The 16,899-nt window shown below is 57.5% G+C and carries 16 protein-coding genes; 6 read left to right on the top strand and 10 right to left on the bottom strand.

Annotated elements, in window-relative coordinates; all coding sequences use genetic code 11:
• Positions 1-247: 247 nt before the first annotated feature.
• The 9 genes from PHQ58_RS07845 to PHQ58_RS07885 form a co-directional block, all read right to left on the bottom strand.
• Complete coding sequence (locus tag PHQ58_RS07845; RefSeq protein WP_300109423.1) at positions 248-976, bottom strand: response regulator transcription factor; 729 nt, start codon at positions 974-976, stop codon at positions 248-250.
• Between the two features lie 39 nt (positions 977-1,015).
• Positions 1,016-2,605 (bottom strand): transporter substrate-binding domain-containing protein, encoded by a 1,590-nt coding sequence (locus tag PHQ58_RS07850; protein WP_300109426.1) that lies wholly within the window; start codon positions 2,603-2,605, stop codon positions 1,016-1,018.
• A gap of 117 nt (positions 2,606-2,722) precedes the next feature.
• On the bottom strand, positions 2,723-3,559 hold the full coding sequence (locus PHQ58_RS07855) for a formate dehydrogenase accessory sulfurtransferase FdhD (RefSeq protein WP_300109429.1): 837 nt from the start codon (positions 3,557-3,559) through the stop codon (positions 2,723-2,725).
• 5 nt (positions 3,560-3,564) lie between these two features.
• Positions 3,565-3,966: a hypothetical protein gene (locus PHQ58_RS07860; protein ID WP_300109432.1), complete on the bottom strand. Its 402-nt coding sequence runs from the start codon at positions 3,964-3,966 to the stop codon at positions 3,565-3,567.
• Between the two features lie 20 nt (positions 3,967-3,986).
• Positions 3,987-5,162: a formate dehydrogenase subunit gamma gene (locus PHQ58_RS07865; RefSeq protein ID WP_300109435.1), complete on the bottom strand. Its 1,176-nt coding sequence runs from the start codon at positions 5,160-5,162 to the stop codon at positions 3,987-3,989.
• A 14-nt stretch (positions 5,163-5,176) separates the two neighbouring features.
• Entirely contained in the window at positions 5,177-5,398 is a 222-nt protein-coding gene (locus PHQ58_RS07870) for a hypothetical protein (protein ID WP_300109438.1), read from the bottom strand.
• Entirely contained in the window at positions 5,395-6,027 is a 633-nt protein-coding gene (gene fdh3B / locus PHQ58_RS07875; RefSeq protein WP_300109441.1) for a formate dehydrogenase FDH3 subunit beta, read from the bottom strand. The genes PHQ58_RS07870 and fdh3B overlap by 4 nt, the downstream gene beginning before the upstream one ends.
• Positions 6,028-6,037: 10 nt before the next feature.
• Positions 6,038-8,998, bottom strand: a complete 2,961-nt coding sequence (locus PHQ58_RS07880) for a formate dehydrogenase subunit alpha (protein ID WP_300109444.1) — start codon at positions 8,996-8,998, stop codon at positions 6,038-6,040.
• A 32-nt stretch (positions 8,999-9,030) separates the two neighbouring features.
• The gene (locus PHQ58_RS07885; protein WP_300109447.1) at positions 9,031-9,237 is read right to left on the bottom strand and encodes a formate dehydrogenase; all 207 of its coding nucleotides are present in this window, start codon (positions 9,235-9,237) and stop codon (positions 9,031-9,033) included.
• Between the two features lie 440 nt (positions 9,238-9,677).
• Here PHQ58_RS07885 and PHQ58_RS07890 point away from each other — a divergent pair, with 440 nt between their 5' ends.
• From PHQ58_RS07890 to PHQ58_RS07915, 6 genes are all read left to right on the top strand, one after another.
• Positions 9,678-11,072, top strand: coding sequence for a sigma-54 dependent transcriptional regulator (locus PHQ58_RS07890; protein WP_300109450.1), 1,395 nt, complete (start codon positions 9,678-9,680; stop codon positions 11,070-11,072).
• The gene (locus PHQ58_RS07895; RefSeq protein ID WP_300109452.1) at positions 11,069-13,135 is read left to right on the top strand and encodes a cache domain-containing protein; all 2,067 of its coding nucleotides are present in this window, start codon (positions 11,069-11,071) and stop codon (positions 13,133-13,135) included. Before PHQ58_RS07890 ends, PHQ58_RS07895 begins: the two co-directional genes overlap by 4 nt.
• Positions 13,136-13,351: 216 nt before the next feature.
• On the top strand, positions 13,352-14,617 hold the full coding sequence (locus PHQ58_RS07900; RefSeq protein ID WP_300109455.1) for a polyhydroxyalkanoate depolymerase: 1,266 nt from the start codon (positions 13,352-13,354) through the stop codon (positions 14,615-14,617).
• Between the two features lie 3 nt (positions 14,618-14,620).
• Positions 14,621-15,427, top strand: coding sequence for a DUF3750 domain-containing protein (locus PHQ58_RS07905; RefSeq protein ID WP_300109458.1), 807 nt, complete (start codon positions 14,621-14,623; stop codon positions 15,425-15,427).
• Positions 15,428-15,520: 93 nt separating this feature from the next.
• Positions 15,521-15,802, top strand: a complete 282-nt coding sequence (locus tag PHQ58_RS07910) for a YlcI/YnfO family protein (RefSeq protein WP_300109461.1) — start codon at positions 15,521-15,523, stop codon at positions 15,800-15,802.
• The gene (locus tag PHQ58_RS07915) at positions 15,799-16,116 is read left to right on the top strand and encodes a type II toxin-antitoxin system RelE/ParE family toxin (RefSeq protein ID WP_300109464.1); all 318 of its coding nucleotides are present in this window, start codon (positions 15,799-15,801) and stop codon (positions 16,114-16,116) included. The genes PHQ58_RS07910 and PHQ58_RS07915 overlap by 4 nt, the downstream gene beginning before the upstream one ends.
• 203 nt (positions 16,117-16,319) lie before the next feature.
• Here the strand turns inward: PHQ58_RS07915 and PHQ58_RS07920 are convergent, their stop codons facing one another.
• On the bottom strand, positions 16,320-16,829 hold the full coding sequence (locus PHQ58_RS07920) for a DUF1993 family protein (protein ID WP_300109744.1): 510 nt from the start codon (positions 16,827-16,829) through the stop codon (positions 16,320-16,322).
• Between the last annotated feature and the right edge of the window lie 70 nt (positions 16,830-16,899).

Here is a 16,899-nt window from a genome sequence, read left to right on the forward strand (position 1 = left end):
GGGGAATGGAATATTCGCAGTGTCTTAAGCGGGAAATACCCCCGCCAGGCACCAGTGACCCTACGCCCCTAATGCCATATCAAAATGTATCAAAATATTCGATCCGATTGCGATTTCGCAACATATCCAAACCTTGCATGTTGTTGCATTTACGCTTGCAATTCGTTGGATCAGCGAGGGTTTGGAGAATTCGTATTCGGAGCACAACGGATCCGCCCAGCTTTGTCATCCGCCGCTGGAGGTGTGATCAGGTGAGCGTGGCCGGGGCGGTGAACGCGTAACCAACCATGTAGGCAGTTTTGATAGGTAACGCTTGCGCGAAGTTGTCCGCTGCTTTCTTGCGCAGGCGTGCCAGCAACACGTTAAGCCGCCCCCCCCCGTTAAGCACACGGGCGCCAAAGAGTTCTTCAATGAGGTCTTTTTTAGGCACAGCCTGGCCCTGCACCTTGATCAGGGTGTGCAGCAAAACAAACTCGCGCGAGGTGAGCTTAAGGGCTTCGCCGTTGGGTGCCGTGAGCAGCCAGTCTTGAATATCCAGCCGCCAACGCCCTGCCGATGGCTCCGTTGCCTGGTGGGGCAGCTCCAACAGGGGTTTAACGTGTGTCTGCCTTGGTCGCTTGAGCACAGCATCAATATTGGCCGCCAGTTCCATGAGGTTGACTGGTTTGACCAAATACCGGTCGGCCCCGGCACGCATCCCTGCCAGCCGGTCGTTCAGCGAATCGCGGGCACTCAGGATGATGACGGCGATGCGTGGGTTGGCCTTTAGCAGGGTGGCCACACTCAGGCCATCTTCACCGGGCAACCCGATATCAAGCACCACCACATCAACCGGTTCAGCCGTAAAGCGCCTGAAAAATGCCTCAGCACTGGGCACGCCCCAAATCCGGTAACCAGACGAGGCTAAAAATTCCTGCGTGCTTTGCATCAGGTCCAGGTCGTCTTCGACGATGGCAATACGGGGTTGGTGGCTCACGGACTAGATTTTGTCAGCAGCAGCGTCAAAACCTTGCATCTATTTGCGTTTTAATGCAACGCCACAAGGCAGATCGATGATAAATCGCGTGCCATCACCGGCCTGACTCTCGGCCCACACGGTGCCACCATGCAGGGTCACAATGCGCATCACCACGTAGAGGCCCAAGCCGGCCCCGGGTGTGCGCTCGGCTGCGCGACCGCGTCGGTACTTGCTAAAAATCACAAAGAGCTCATCAGCAGGAATGCCTAAGCCTTGGTTGGCAATCTGGATTCGGCAGTGGCCTTGGTACGCCTCAAAGTTCAAATCAATGCGCGTGCCTGCAGGCGAGTATTTCACAGCGTTAGAGAGCAGGTTGGTGAGCAAGATGCGCAGCAGCGTTTGGTCGCCTCGCAAGGACGGCAGGTTGGGCGCCAGCGCCAGGTAAAACGCGTGTTGGTCAGACATGAGTTCGGCATTATCCATGGCCCAGGCCGCGAGCTCGGCGACGTCGATGTCGTCTTTTTGCAGGGCAAAGTTTTTGCTCGCAACGCGGTCTTGGGTGAGGCAGTTGTCAAAGAAATTGCTCAGCCGCAAGGTGCCGCGGCGAATTCGTGCCACCAGAGGGTGCGCAGCATTTTCATCGCTAAGCTTGACCGCCAGCAACTGTGCGGTGGCATCAATCACTGCCACCGGCGAACGCACTTCATGCGCAAGCATCGAGATAAAGTGGCGCTGCTCGGCTTCGGTGGTTTTCATCTCCGCAAGTGCTGACCGAAGACGGGCGTTGACATCGCGCAAGCGATGCAGCCAAACCAGGCTGGTCGCCAAAATGGTCAGCAACAACACTGCCAACCATTTGGCCAAGGTGTAGTCAGTTTGAACATCGGTGACCATCTTGATTTCGAGATGGCTGTCAATGATTTTGTTGCGCTCTTGCGTAGTCAGGGTGGCAATGCCTTTGTTCAAGATATCACGCAACACGGTTTCAGACTTCAGCACACCCACCCTCAAAAGATTGTCGTAGCCAGGCACCTGGCCATTAACTTTGAGGTTGAACCAGCCTTTGTGTTTGATGGTGTGGGCCGCAACGATCAGGGAACGCAGCGTCATGTCGGCTTTTTTGTCTGAGACCAGTCCAAGGGCTTGCTCCTCGGTGTCCGTGGCAATCACCTTTAGCCTGGGAAAGTCTTTCTGAATGTGCTCCATCACGGCACTTGCACGCGGCAGCGCGATCGTCTTGCCCTGCAACCAGCCCAGGTCAGTGATGAAGGGCTGGTCTTCTCGGGTGATTAGGATGTTGGGGTCTTTGAGCAGGGGTTCGGTAAAGATCAGCCACTTTTCTCGCTCCGGGGTGCTGTTGAGAAAACTCACGAGCTGGCAGAGGCCGAGTTTTGAGGCGGCCAGGGATTCCTCCCAGCTGCCTGTGGCGTGCAGCTTGAGTGTCAAGCCAACACGCTGACTAACCAGTGCGAGCAAATCAGCCGCAATGCCGGCATGGCGGCCAGACTCAGTAATCACCTCAAAAGGCCACCAGTCAGGGTCAACACACAGTGTGACCTGAGGGTGCGCGATCAAGAAAGCGCGCTCACTGGCATCAAGCGATTGCGCACACGCTTGGAATTGCAGCACGCAAAGCAGGCCAGCCATAAGACTTTTCAAAACAAAGATTTTCATGGGGTAACGATACCGCGGCCGACAACATGCCAATGCTGCAAGCGCAAAGCCAATCGCCATGCAAGTGAAATTTCAACCGGCTTCAACCGCCTATACCGCAGAGCTTCTCGCCAATTCGGGCTGCAGCGCCAATCGCTCAACCCCGTTGTAGCAAAGAAAGCGCTTATTTGTCGCCCGGCCAATGGCGCACAAGCCCAGGCGCTGCGCCACATCCAAGCCCATTTGTGTGATGCCACTGCGTGACACAACAATCGGCACGCCCATTTGCGCCGACTTGATGACCATCTCGCTGGTCAGTCGACCCGTGGTGTAGAACACTTTGTCTGCGCCCGTCATCGGCTCACCGGGCTGCATCCACATCCAGCCAGCAATAGTATCCAACGCATTGTGGCGCCCCACATCTTCGATGAACACCCGCATCTCGGCACCTTGAAACAAGGCACAGCCGTGCACCGAGCCCGAGGATTTGTAAGTGGTTTCCTGCACGCGTATGGCGTTCACAATGCCGTACAGCTCGGATTGCAGCAGTGTGGCTGCGGGCAGTTCAATGTTGTCGACCTCGGCCATCAAGTCACCAAACACACTGCCCTGCCCGCAGCCTGTGGTCACCACCCGCTTGGCTGTGCGCGCTTCAATGTCTGAGATGCCCTGGCGGGTTTTGACGGCGGCAGCACCCACCTCCCAATCCACCGTGATGGACTCCACTTCATCCACCGAGGCCACCAGCCGCTGGTTTCGCAGAAAGCCCAGCACCAGCAACTCGGGGTGCGCGCCCAGTGTCATCAGTGTCACCAGTTCGCGTTTATCGACGTAGACGGTAAGCGCACGCTCGGCGGGGATCGACACCGTGTCGGTCTCGCCAAACTCGTTGATCACCGACACCTCGCGCGTCAGCGGCGCGCGTGCCTGCGTCAGGTACGGCAGCAAGGCGCTCAGGGCTTCTTGGCCGGGGCAATGGCCGCAGCAGGTGCTTTGCCGCTGGGTGGGCTGGTGGCGGTAGCAGGCGGCGAATGCGCACCCGACGCCTCAAGCGGTTTGGCAAGCGCCGTAGGCGCATAAGAAAAAGCGCCTGGATCGGCACAGGGCGGCAGGGCTGCAGGTGGCTTGACGTCCTTGGCAGCGACCTTGGCTGACTGGAAGTAATGAGCGGCCACCTTGTCCTGTGCCATGCAACTCCGGTACGCGTCTACCTTGCCCGCCCAGGCCGCCTTGGCTGCTGCCTCAGCCGCCTTGGCCTTGGCCTCGTCTGAAGGTGCTGGCAACTTGGCCAAAGCCGCAGAACTCATTACCGACAGCACAACTGCCGCACACAAGGTTTTCATCGTTTTATTCATTTGCGTTGTCTCCAACCATCTCAAACTCGAACCGGGTTGCCCGCAGGGGCGGAAGGGGCCGGTGCTGACCCACGTTGCGCTGGAATCTTGCCCGACTTGACGTCGTTGTACCAAAGCTCATGGTGCTCCTTGGCCCAGCCTTCAGTCACATAACCCGTCTTCATACCTTCAAGTGCGCCACGCGTGCCAATGGTGCCCATGTAGATGTGGCCGATCAAAATGGCCGCAATCCAGAACGCCATGGCAGAGTGCACCATGCTGGCAATCTGCATGTCGCTGCGCAGAAACCCCAAACCGGGCACCAGTTGGTCCAACACCAGGCCAGAGACCACCACCACCAGACCGGGGATGGTGACTGCCCACCAGAACACACCCTTTTCAGCCGCGTTGAAGCGGTGCGATGGCACCTGTTCGTCGCCCAACATGCCACCCAGTTTTTTCAACCAATTGAAGTCGGCTGCATTGGCAATGTTGTCTTTGACAAAGATGGCGATGACCATCACCAGGGACACGGCAAACAACGGGCCAATGAAGTTGTGCACGTTTTTTAGCACATAAGTCAACCAGCCGAACAAGGTGGTGCCGATCACGGGCAACAAGAAGAATTTGCCAAATGCCATCGTCAGGCCAGACACCGCCAAGGCAACGAAGGCAAATGCGTTGGCCCAATGCGCCGCCCGCTCAAACGGGGTGAATCGCTCAATCTTCTTGCTGTTGGCGGGGTAGTCGTGCCCCAAAGGCCCTTTGGTGAAGAACATGATGGCCAACGCCAACAAGGTGATCAACACCAGCGCCCCGCCATAGGGAATGAGCCAATTGTTGCGGGTTTGCCGCCAGGCTTCGCCTGCGTTGGTCAGGCGCGACCCCGGGTACTGCACAAACGGCTGGATCAACACACCCGCTTCAGGTGCCTGTGTCACGGGCAAGCTGCTGTAGCCAGCCACACCCGAGCCCACTTGGCGCCACATGGGCGCATTGTTGCCAGGCTGCACGCGAGCGCGTTCACCATTGGTTTGTGTGGCGTATCCGGGGGCTTCGGTGGCATCAGGCAAGACATCCATGATGTTCTGGCTTTGGATACCCGGCGTGGCCTGTACCACAGCGGGTGCGGCAGGAGCAGCGGCCGGGCTGGTCTGGGCCACCGCCGACCCGGTACCCAGCGCCAGCGCACAACTTAATATCAAGGCGTACTTCATGGGAGGCCTCCTGCTCAGTTCATGCGGGTGTAGTCGTTTTGGCCGTACTGCTGACGCGCCTTTAACTGCGACTCCCAGCTGGTTTTGTCGCCCGGCTTCCAGTCTTTGTTGACAAAGGCTTTGCCCGTGCCGGTGTAGGCCGCGCTGTCGTGTTTGTTGGCATCAAGTACCTGTGGTTTTTCACTGCAAGCCGACAAACCCGCCAGCAGCATCACTGAAAAAATAACTTGCTTCATGACTTGGCCCCTTCTGGTGCAGCAACGCCGGGCTTGCCCGCTTGTTTGGCACCGTACGCGGTGCCCCAGCCCCACACTTCAGCACCCTTGCCGCGACGCAACACACGGTTGCGAAAGATGTCGGCCACCACATCGCCGTCACCCGCAATCAGCGCTTTGGTCGAGCACATTTCAGCGCAAGCCGGCAGCTTGCCTTCGGCCAGGCGGTTGCGGCCATATTTTTCAAACTCGGCCTGGCTGCCATTCGCCTCGGGGCCACCGGCGCAGAAAGTGCACTTGTCCATCTTGCCACGCACACCAAAGGTGCCTTGGCTTGGAAACTGCGGTGCGCCAAACGGGCAGGCATAACTGCAATAACCGCAGCCAATGCACACGTCCTTGTCATGCAACACCACCCCTTCGTCGGTACGGTAAAAGCAGTTGACCGGGCACACGGCCATGCAGGGGGCATCGCTGCAGTGCATGCAAGCCACCGAGATGGACTTCTCACCGGGTACACCATCGTTGAGCGTGACCACGCGGCGGCGGTTCACACCCCAAGGCACCTCGTGCTCGTTTTTACAGGCGGTGACGCAACCGTTGCACTCAATACAGCGCTCTGCGTCGCAAACAAATTTCATACGTGCCATGTTGTTCTCCTTATGCGCGTTCGACGTTACAGACCGTGGTCTTGGTTTCTTGCATCATGGTGACGCTGTCGTAACCATACGTGGTGCCGGTGTTGATGGCCTCGCCACGCACAATGGGTGCCGCTCCCGTCGGGTAGTACGCCAACATATCAGCCCCTTGCCAACGCCCCGAGAAGTGGAACGGCATGAACACGGTGTCAGGCCCGACACGCTCCGTCACCAGCGCCTGCACATTCAGACGCGCCCCAGTCGGCGTTGACACCCAGGCCCGCTCGCCATTGCGAATGCCCTTATCAGCCGCCACCTTGGGGTTGATCTCGATGAACATTTCCTGCTGCAACTCGGCCAACCAGGGGTTGGAGCGGGTTTCCTCGCCGCCACCTTCGTACTCGGTCAAGCGGCCAGAGGTCATGATGAACGGGAACTTCTCATGCACCTTGTCAGCGATGTTCTTGTCCTGCACGGTCTTGAACAAAGTGGGCAAACGCCAAAAGGCTTTTTTGTCATCGTGCGTCGGGTACTTGGCCACCAAATCGGGGCGAATGCCATACAGCGGTTCGCGGTGTTTCGGGATGGCATCGGGGAAGTTCCACACCACGGCACGTGCCTTGGCGTTGCCAAACACGTGACAGCCGTGCACCTTGAGCACCACACGCTGGATGCCGCCCGACAGGTCGGTCTTCCAGTTCTTGCCCTCGGCGGCTTTTTGCTCGGCCTCAGTCAAATCGGCCCACCAGCCCAGCTTTTTGAGCAACACATGGTCAAACTCGGGGTACCCGGTAGTGATGTCAGCACCCAACGAGTGCGAGCCATCTTCTGCCAGCAAATTCACGCCATCTTTTTCCACACCGAAGTTGGCGCGGAAGTTACCACCGCCGTCCATCACGTGTTTTGAGGTGTCGTACAGGTTGGGCGAGCCTGGGTGCTTCAATTCAGGCGTGCCATAACACGGCCACGGCAAGCCAAAATAATCACCCGTGAAGTCGTAACCGGTTTCCTTGTCCTTGCCACCCTTGGCACGCAAGGTCTTCACATCAAACAGGTGCATGTTGCGCATGTGCGCCTTGAGGCGCTCCGGGCTTTGGCCCGTGTAGCCAATGGTCCAGGTGGCAGTGTTGATCTCGCTCAAAATGCTCTCCGGCGTGGGCTCGTCCATGCCGTGCACTTTTTGCATTTTGTAGTTGCCAGCCAGCTCTTTTCCAAAGCCAAGCTTGTCAGCAAACTGCTGCATGATCATGTGGTCAGAGCGGCTCTCCCACAGTGGTTCAATGACCTTTTCACGCCACTGAAGGGAGCGGTTCGATGCCGTCACCGAACCGCTGGTCTCAAACTGGGTGGCTGCCGGCAACAGGTACACCGCACGATTTGGGTTCAGGTCTTCAGGCTTGCCAGGCATCGCCGCCATGGCTGCAGTAGCTGACGGATAGGGGTCGACCACCACCAACAAATCAAGCTTGTCCATGGCACGTTTCATTTCCAGACCACGGGTTTGAGAATTGGGTGAATGGCCCCAATAGAACACGCCTCGCAGGTTGCTGTCCTGGTCGATCAGTTCGTTTTTCTCCAGCACGCCGTCAATCCAGCGCGACACCGTGATGCCAGGCTTGGTCATCATCGCAGGTGAGGCAAATTGCTTCTTGATCCATTCGTAATCCACACCCCAGACCTTGGCGTAATGCTTCCAGGAGCCTTCGGCAATGCCGTAATAACCCGGCAATGAATCCGGGTTGGGGCCGACATCGGTCGCCCCTTGCACGTTGTCGTGACCGCGGAAAATATTGGTGCCGCCACCGCTTTTGCCGACGTTACCCAAAGCAAGTTGCAGGATGCACGACGCACGCACCATGGCGTTGCCAATGGTGTGCTGGGTTTGGCCCATGCACCACACCAGCGTGCTGGGGCGGTTGTCGCTCATCATTTTGGCAACGCGAAGCACCTGATCTTCCTTGACGCCGCAAACCTCTTCGACCTTGTCAGGCGTCCAGTTGGCCATGACCTCGGCCTTGACCTTGTCCATGCCGTAGACCCGATCATTGATGTACTGTTTGTCTTCCCAGCCATTCTGGAACACGTGGTACAGCACGCCAAAAATAAAGGCAATGTCCGAACCCGAACGAATGCGCACAAATTCATCTGCCTTGGCGGCCGTGCGGGTAAAACGCGGGTCCACCACAATCATCTTGCAGCCGTTTTCCTTAGCATGCAGCATGTGCAACATGCTGACCGGGTGCGCTTCAGCGGCATTCGAGCCAATGTACAACGCGCACTTGCTGTTTTGCATGTCGTTGTAGGAGTTGGTCATGGCGCCATAACCCCAGGTGTTGGCCACACCGGCCACCGTGGTGCTGTGGCAAATACGCGCCTGGTGGTCGCAGTTGTTGGTGCCCCAAAAGCTGACAAACTTGCGCAACAGGTAAGACTGCTCGTTGTTGTGTTTGCTTGAGCCCACAAAATACACGCTGTCCGGGCCACTGGCCTTTTTCAGCTCCTGCATTCTGGCGGTGATCTCATTCAAGGCCGTGTCCCAACTGATGCGCTGGTACTTGCCGTTGACCAATTTCATCGGGTAACGCAGACGGAATTCTCCGTGGCCGTGTTCGCGCAATGCGGCGCCTTTGGCGCAATGCGCACCGAGATTGATGGGTGAGTCAAACACAGGTTCCTGGCGCACCCAGACGCCGTTTTCTACCACCGCATCCACTGCGCAGCCGACTGAGCAATGCGTGCAGATGGTGCGTTTGATCTCGATCTTTCCCTCGCCCACCAGCGTGTTGCCGCTAGCCGCGTGTGATTTTTTCACCAGCGTGAGCTGCGAGGCGGCAAGCCCCACGCCCACGCCCAAACCCGAGCGGCGCAAAAATGCGCGGCGATCCATGGTGGGCAAGGCTTGGCTCAAGCCACGGCGTAGGCTGTGAACAAACGGCGTGCGCAGATCACCACCCGAGGTACCCGATTTCTTGGTCAATAACATGGCAGTCTCCGAAAATCTTGATGAATGGCGGGTCAGACGCGTGCCGTCTTGTAGTACTGGGCAACGTGGTCACTGAGCGCATAACCCCCACCTTTTTCAGGCTTGGCTCGCTCTGGAGCAGCCGCTTGTGGCGCCACTGGCAGCGATGGCATGACACTGACCGCCGCGGCGAGCGCACCGGCCGCGCCAGCACCTGCAAAAAGAGTGCGGCGCGACAATTTGGAGGGGGATGAAGGCATGATGAGTCTCCTCAGGTGAAATACTTATGAACCCAGCGACATAGCTCTATTCGCTGGAATTTAACCATAAGCAAGTGCTTCAGCAAGCGGGAAAACCCCGGTGAACTCACGGTCGAGCCGATTCATCCGGTGCGTCAGTTCGGGTCTTCAGATCAGGACGTTTAACCTTGCGCGCATCAAGCAGCATTCATGCCACTCAATCCGATCACCCATCAACAAACCAGACACTCCCGGGGCCTGCAGAGTTACTGCCATTGCCCGCTCATCAGGACGCGCCAAGACGCCAAAATGTCACGCCGCGTGCGACAAGTTGTCGCACATCGCGCCGGCATGGCCGACTGCAAGTCGGCCATGAAATACGGAGCAATGGCCTTGGCTTCCCCGAAATATATTTTTACCCGACTGATTTTGTCGGGTCTATCGATAGAATTTCTTCGCCTATGCCAAACACAAACACCCTCAACGCGTCAGATATTGCGCCTGCAAAAATTCTGGAGGGCTGGCCTGATTGGTCCATATTGATCGTCGACGACGAGCCCGGCATGCGCAATTTTTTGGTCAAAACGCTGGTGCCACGGTGCCACACCGTGCACGCCGCAGGCACGGCCGAAGAAGGCGCGCAGTACTTGCTGAAACAACACGTTGACCTGATCATTCTTGACATCTCGCTGCCAGGGCAAAGTGGCTTGGCCTGGCTACAGGCGTTGCGCGCGCAGGGATTTCGTGGCTGCGTGATTTTGATCACCGCGTTTGCGGACCTGGAAACCGCCATTGAAGCGCTGCGCGCTGGTGCGTCAGACTTCATCTTGAAACCCTTTCGGGTGCCGCAAATCCTTAACGCCATCAAGCATTGTTTTGAATGTGCCCGGTTGGCCCGGGAAAACTTTGTGCTCAGACACACCCTGTCTCGGCAAACCGACACCACCACTGGCTTGATCGGCGGGTCAGCATTCATGCAGAACCTGCGCGAATCTTTGCCACGCGTGGCACAAGTCGACAGCACCGTGCTGCTGCAAGGTGAATCCGGCACCGGCAAAGAGCTGGTGGCGCGCGCCCTGCACCATTTGAGCCCCCGCAACCTCGGCCCCTTCGTGCCAGTGAACTGTGCCAGCAGCTCCCCGGAGTTGATGGAAGGCACCCTGTTTGGTTATGCCAAGGGCGCACTCAAAGGCACGACCAGCGCGCGTGACGGCCTGTTTTACTACGCGCAGGGCGGCACGCTGTTTCTGGACGAAGTGGCCGAACTGCCACCGCCGTTGCAGGCCGCCCTGCTTCGCGCGCTGGAAGACCTGCAGATTCGCCCCGTGGGCAGCAACCAGCTGATTCCAGTGAATGTGCGCATCATGGCCGCCAGCAACCGGGTGCTTGAACAAGAGGTGGCTGCCGGTCGCTTTCGCAAAGACCTGTATTACCGGCTGCAGGTGGTGGACATCACCCTGGCACCGCTTCGCGAACGCAAGGAAGACATTGCCGACCTGGTGACACATTTCATGGCGCAACTGGCCCCGCGCATTGGCGTGCCACCCATCCACATCAGCACGGAGCAAATGGCTTACCTTCTGCAGTACGACTGGCCTGGCAATGCCCGTGAACTGCGCAACCTGATTGAGCGATCCCTGATTCTGGGCGAACTCAATGTGTCGGCCTTGTATGGCACGGTGGCACGCAATGCCACCGCACACACGACGCACCCCACAGATCTTCAGACCCTGGAGAAGCAGCACATTCAGTCGGTGCTGGACAGCGTGCAAGGCGACAAAACCCGCGCGGCTGTGCTGCTGGGCATCTCGCGGCGCACGTTGGAGCGCCGCTGCGCCGACTGGGCTGGTGCATGAGCACTGGCTGGCTGCGCGCGCATTGGCAGCAGCTGTCGGTGCGGCACAAGTTGATGGCCTTGGCGCTGCTGCCGCTGGTGGTGGTGTTGCCCCTGCTCATGGCCGCGCTGATGGTGTGGGGCAATGCTGCCTACAACCAGCTGCTGATCACCAAAATTCACAGCGACCTGGCGGTGGCCAGCGGCTATTTCTCGCAGGTTCAGGCTGACGTGGGTGCGTCCACCCGGGCCACTGCGCAGTCACATGCGCTGCATCAGGCCCTGGCCAAGGCAGACCGGGCAGCGGTGCAAAGCGTGCTGGGCCAGGCCCAACAAGCGCACCAGCTGGATTTTGTCAACCTGTACGACCCGCAAGGCGCACTGGTAGCTGCCAGTTGGAATAAACGTGATAGCTACTCACGCAATATACACAAGGGATACGAGTCATTTTTTCTTAAAGATTCGGCCTTTGAATACAACCAGTTGCAACGCCTGGACAAGGCCCAGTTGCTCAGCCTGGCACCGCACTTGAGCGAGCGCCTGCACATTGCCCTGGTGCCCACGCGCAACGCCGCAGCCACCGAGCGCACACACGAAGACCGTGCCCTGCTGATGCGCGCCAGCTTTGCCGTGCGTGGAGATGGCGGGCAGCTTCTGGGCTGGCTGCAGGGTGGCACGCTGCTGAACCAGAACTTGCCTTTCATTGACCACATCAACGCCATCGTCTACCCTGAAGGCTCTTTGCCGCTGGGCAGCAAGGGCACGGCCACGCTGTTTTTGGACGACGTGCGAATCACCACCAACGTGCGGCTGTTTCAAGACCAGCGGGCCATTGGCACACGCGTGTCGCAAGCCGTGCGTGACACTGTGTTGGGCCAGGGCCAGACCTGGCTGGACCGTGCCTTTGTCGTCAACGACTGGTATGTGTCGGCTTATGAGCCACTGCTGAATGCGCAACACGAGCGCATCGGCATGCTGTATGTGGGCTATCTGGAAACCCCGTTTCGTCAGGTCAAATTTGGCCTGCTGGCCATGGTGATTGGCATCTTTGGCGCAGCCATGCTGTTGGCCGCATGGGCGTCTCTGCGCTGGGCGCGAAGCATTTTTCAGCCCGTGGAGCTGATGAACCACACCATGCAGCAAATTGAAGAGGGACAGACAACAGCGCGTGTAGGTGTTCTCGCGCAACGCGATGAGCTCGGCGCGTTAGCTGGTCATCTGGACCAATTGCTGGATGTGATTGACGACAAAACCGCGACGCTCCAGCACTGGGGGCAAGAGCTCGATGCCAAGGTGGCGGCGCGCACACAAGAGCTGGCCAGCAGCAACCAGTCGCTGCAACAAACGCAGGCACAGCTTGTCAAGTCAGAAAAACTGGCGGCCATTGGCCAGCTCACGGCCAGCGTGGCGCACGAGATCAACAACCCCATTGCCGTGATGCAGGGCAACCTGGACCTAGTGCGCGAGACGCTTGGCCCGCAAGCACAACCCGTGGCGGCCGAATTCAAGCTGATCGACCAGCAAATTGACCGCATGCGGCTGATCGTGACGCAGTTGCTGCAATACGCCCGCCCCAATGACTATGCGGGCTACGTCGATGCAGTGGACGTGAACGCCGCGCTGGCGAGTTCATTGGTGTTGGTGGAGCACCTGCTTGGCAGCACCAAAATCAAAGTGGAACGCCAGTTGCACGCCAGCCAATGCGTCAACATCAACCGGCAAGAACTGCAACAAGTGCTGATCAACCTGATGATCAATGCCATGCAGGCCATGCCAGACGGTGGCACCCTCACCCTGCGCAGCAGCGACCAGGCCGATGCAACGGATCGTGCGGGGGTGTTGATTGAGGTCTGCGACACAGGCTCAGGCTTGAGTGAAGCTGCCAAAGATCGCCTGTTCAGCCCGTTTTTTACCACCAAAAACGATGGCAATGGACTGGGCTTGTGGATCAGCGTTGGGCTGGTGGAGCGTTATGGGGGCAGCATCAGCGCCGGGAACCGGACCGATCAGGTGAAAGACGCAAGCGGCGCAGTGTTTGGCGTTTGGTTGCCGTGTGAGGAGGTGGTCGCCAACACCATGACATAGGCAGAACAAGCCCAACTGCCATCGCTTTGCAGTCGGCTTTTGGCGCGACGTGTTGCGTCATAAGACCATACTGATCAGTCGCGGTCACATCAAACGCCTATACTTCATAGGGTTTTCCCTAGGTGTCAATGACATCCGGCTCTCGTCTTAGTGCACCACAGCCGTGTTACCCCTGACTAGCTCACGAGCCGTCACAAACTTGAGAATCTTAAAATCATGCTTTACCAACTCCACGAAACACATCGCGCGCTCAACAAACCGTTTGTGGACCTTGCCAACTCAGCCGCCAAGTTTTACACCAAGCCTTGGCCCATGATCGGGGAGAATCCGTTTGCCAAGAATCTGTCAGCCGGCTATAACTTGCTGCACCGCTTGGGCAAAGATTACAAAAAGCCAGAGTTCAACCTGAAGACCGTTGACATCGATGGGGTCAACGTGGTCATCCATGAGCAGGTTGAGCTAGACAAACCGTTTTGCCGCTTGCTCAATTTCAGTCGTTTCAGTAACGACGTGGAGACACTTAAAAAAATTCAGGACCAGCCGGTCGTTCTTATCGTGGCACCGCTGTCAGGCCACTATGCAACCCTCTTGCGCGACACCGCCAAGACCATGCTCCAGGACCACACGGTGTTCATCACGGACTGGAAAAATGCCGGCCTGATTCCCTTGTCGGAAGGCGAATTCCACCTCGATGACTATGTGAACTATGTGCAGGCGTTCATTCGCCACCTGCAGGGCGTGCATGGCAATTGCCACGTGCTCAGTGTCTGTCAGCCCACGGTGCCGGTGCTGGCCGCCATCTCCTTGATGGCCAGCCGCGGCGAGACCACCCCCTTGAGCATGACCATGATGGGTGGCCCGATGGATTGCCGCATAGCCCCCACTGCGGTAAACAAATTTGCTTCCGAAAAGAGCTTTGACTGGTTCGAGAAAAACGTCATTTACAAGGTGCCAGCCAACTTTGCAGGGGCTGGACGGCGCGTCTACCCCGGTTTCTTGCAGCACACCGGTTTTGTCGCCATGAACCCAAGCAACCATGCCCAGCACCACGTGGATTATTACCAGGACCTGGTCAAAGGTGATGACGCCAGCGCCGAGGCGCACCGCAAGTTCTATGACGAATACAACGCCGTGCTGGACATGGACGCCGACTTTTACCTGGAGACGATCAAGGTCGTGTTCCAGGACCACAGCCTGGCCTTGGGCACTTGGGATGTTAAAAGCGTGAACGGCGAAATGGAGCGCGTGCGCCCCCAGGACATCACCAACACGGCGGTTTTGTCGGTCGAGGGCGAACTCGATGACATCACTGGCATCGGTCAGACCCAGGTGGTTCACACCCTGTGCCCTGGCATACCACAGGCACAGCACCAGCATCTGGAAATCAAGGGCGCGGGACACTACGGCATTTTCAGCGGTCACCGTTGGCATGACGTGACCTACCCGGCGCTTAAATCGTTCATCCAGAGTCACAATCACTGAATCTTGAAACACTTGACCCGCTTGCTGCACACCGGTCTTCTTGTCTGCCTTGCGCTGGCCACGCAAGCTGGGGGGGCGCAGGAACGCCCACCAACGGCTGAAGTGCCGCGCGGGAGTTGGGCCACTGCGCCAAGACACTCTGCGGCAATCGCACCAGACCCGGTGCAGCTGATTGACTCAGCCATTGTCCAGGTCTATGCCGCGCCAACCTATGGCTGGCGCGGCTTCTTTGCCGTGCATCCGTGGATCATCTACAAGCGCAAGGGTGAGGCCAGCTACACCCGTTTTGATGTGGTCGGCTGGCGGGCGCCACAGGTGGTGCAGCGCAATTACGCCCTGCCTGACGGACTCTGGTACGGGTCAACACCTGAGCTTTTGGTGGAGCACCGGGGCGACGACGCCCAAGCCATGGTTGACGACATCGAAGCCGCCGTGGCCAACTACCCCTATGCCGACCAATACCGCAGTTACCCCGGCCCCAATAGCAACACTTTTCTGGCGCACATCGGGCGACAGGTGCCAGCGCTCAAGCTCGACTTGCCTGCCAACGCCATCGGCAAAGACTACAGACCGCTGACGAGCCCGGTGGGCGTTTCACCATCTGGCTCTGGCCTGCAAATTTCTCTGCTGGGTTTGCTTGGCGTGAGCGTGGGGGTACAGGAAGGTCTGGAATTCAATGTGCTGGGTCTGAACTTTGGCATTGACCTCAATACACCGGCGTTGCGCCTGCCCTTTTGGGGACGTTTGGGGCTAAAGGATGTGACCGCACACGAACCCGTGTCAGGCCCGGACCACGCGCTGGCGGATTGATGCAGCGGCGCGCAACCACCGGGGCGTTGTTTCGCAAAAAACGCCATCTCCCAATAGCAGATAAGCGCATCGCAAAAGCGATACAATGTTTCTATGAAGACAGCAACGATCCCACCTATTCGCATAGAACCATCCTTTCGCAGAGAGATTGAACAATCGCTTGATAATGGAGAAACCATGGCTGCATTGGTCGAGAATGCAGTACGGATCGAGGTTTCGCGTCGCCGGGAGCAGTCCGAATTCGTTCGTCGCGGACTAGCGGCAATTGCACGCTCCGAGGCTGCTGGCGACTGGATTCCGGCTGAAACGGTTATTGCCAAGCTGGAAGCTAAAGTGGCAGTCGCAAGAGAGCGTCAAAAAAATCACCCCCAATGATTTATCAGGTCGTATTCAGCCGCGAGGCCGAAGAAGATCTCGTAAGAATGTTTGATTTTGCCTTTGAGCGTGAATTGAACAGTCCGACTGGCAATCTTGAAATTCCAACGAGAGCGATTGAGGCCATTCGGCAAGGGTGCAAGTTTCTAGCCGTCAGCCCGTTTAGCTGCCGCAAAGGAGACAACAGTCCGTTTGTCCGTGAGTTGATTGTCCCGTTTGGAGCAACAGGCTATGTTGTTCTCTTTGAGATAAAGACTGCTAGCCGGGTCCATATTGGCGCCATCCGACACCAAAGAGAGAGTGACTACCATTGAGTCGAAAATGCAAAACTGCGGCAACCACTTCCGTATCACGGAGCGGTGGTGGCCTTTTTTTTGCTTTTCCAAAATCGGACCTAAAAGCGAGACATTGAGGCAATTCGTATGGATTGGCGGTGGGAGTTCACGGATTCACAGTCAGTGATTGCTTTTTTAGGGTGCAGATGGAACGGGCAACTGCGTTGCCACGCTCGGCGACACTAATACGCACCCATGTAATCGCGCTTGCCGATTTCCAACCCGTTATGACGCAAGATGTCGTACGCGGTCGTCATGTGGAAAAAAAATTGAGGCAATCCATAGTTCGACAAATAGACCTGTCCGCTCAGCTTCTTTTCTTTTGGCGTACCCGGACGCAGCACGATTTCTTTGAATTCGCTGCCTTGGAAGGGTGCGCTGTCCAATTCATCGAGAAACGTCAATGTTTTGGTCAGCAAAACATCAAGATCGAGAAAGCTCTGCTCGTTTCCTTCAAAGGCAGGAATTTCGATGCCAGCCAGTCGCGCGGATATGCCGCGTGCGAAGTCCGAAGCGATCTGCACTTGCTTGAGAAGAGGGAACATATCGGGATAAAGACGAGCTTGTAACAGCGCGCCAGGCTCGATTGATTTCGCGGCGCAGTGCGCATCAGCCTTGCCCAAAATGGTTTTCAGGGCTGTCAGCATTTGCTTGAAGACAGGGACGGAATTCGTATACATCGGACTGGTCATGGGCGCTTCTTTCATGGTTCAAAGCGACAAGGATATGCTCAAAGCCCAAAACCAGCTCATTCCACGAAGA

Origin of the sequence: Rhodoferax sp. (assembly GCF_028688795.1) — a bacterium.
Lineage (GTDB): Bacteria > Pseudomonadota > Gammaproteobacteria > Burkholderiales > Burkholderiaceae_C > Rhodoferax.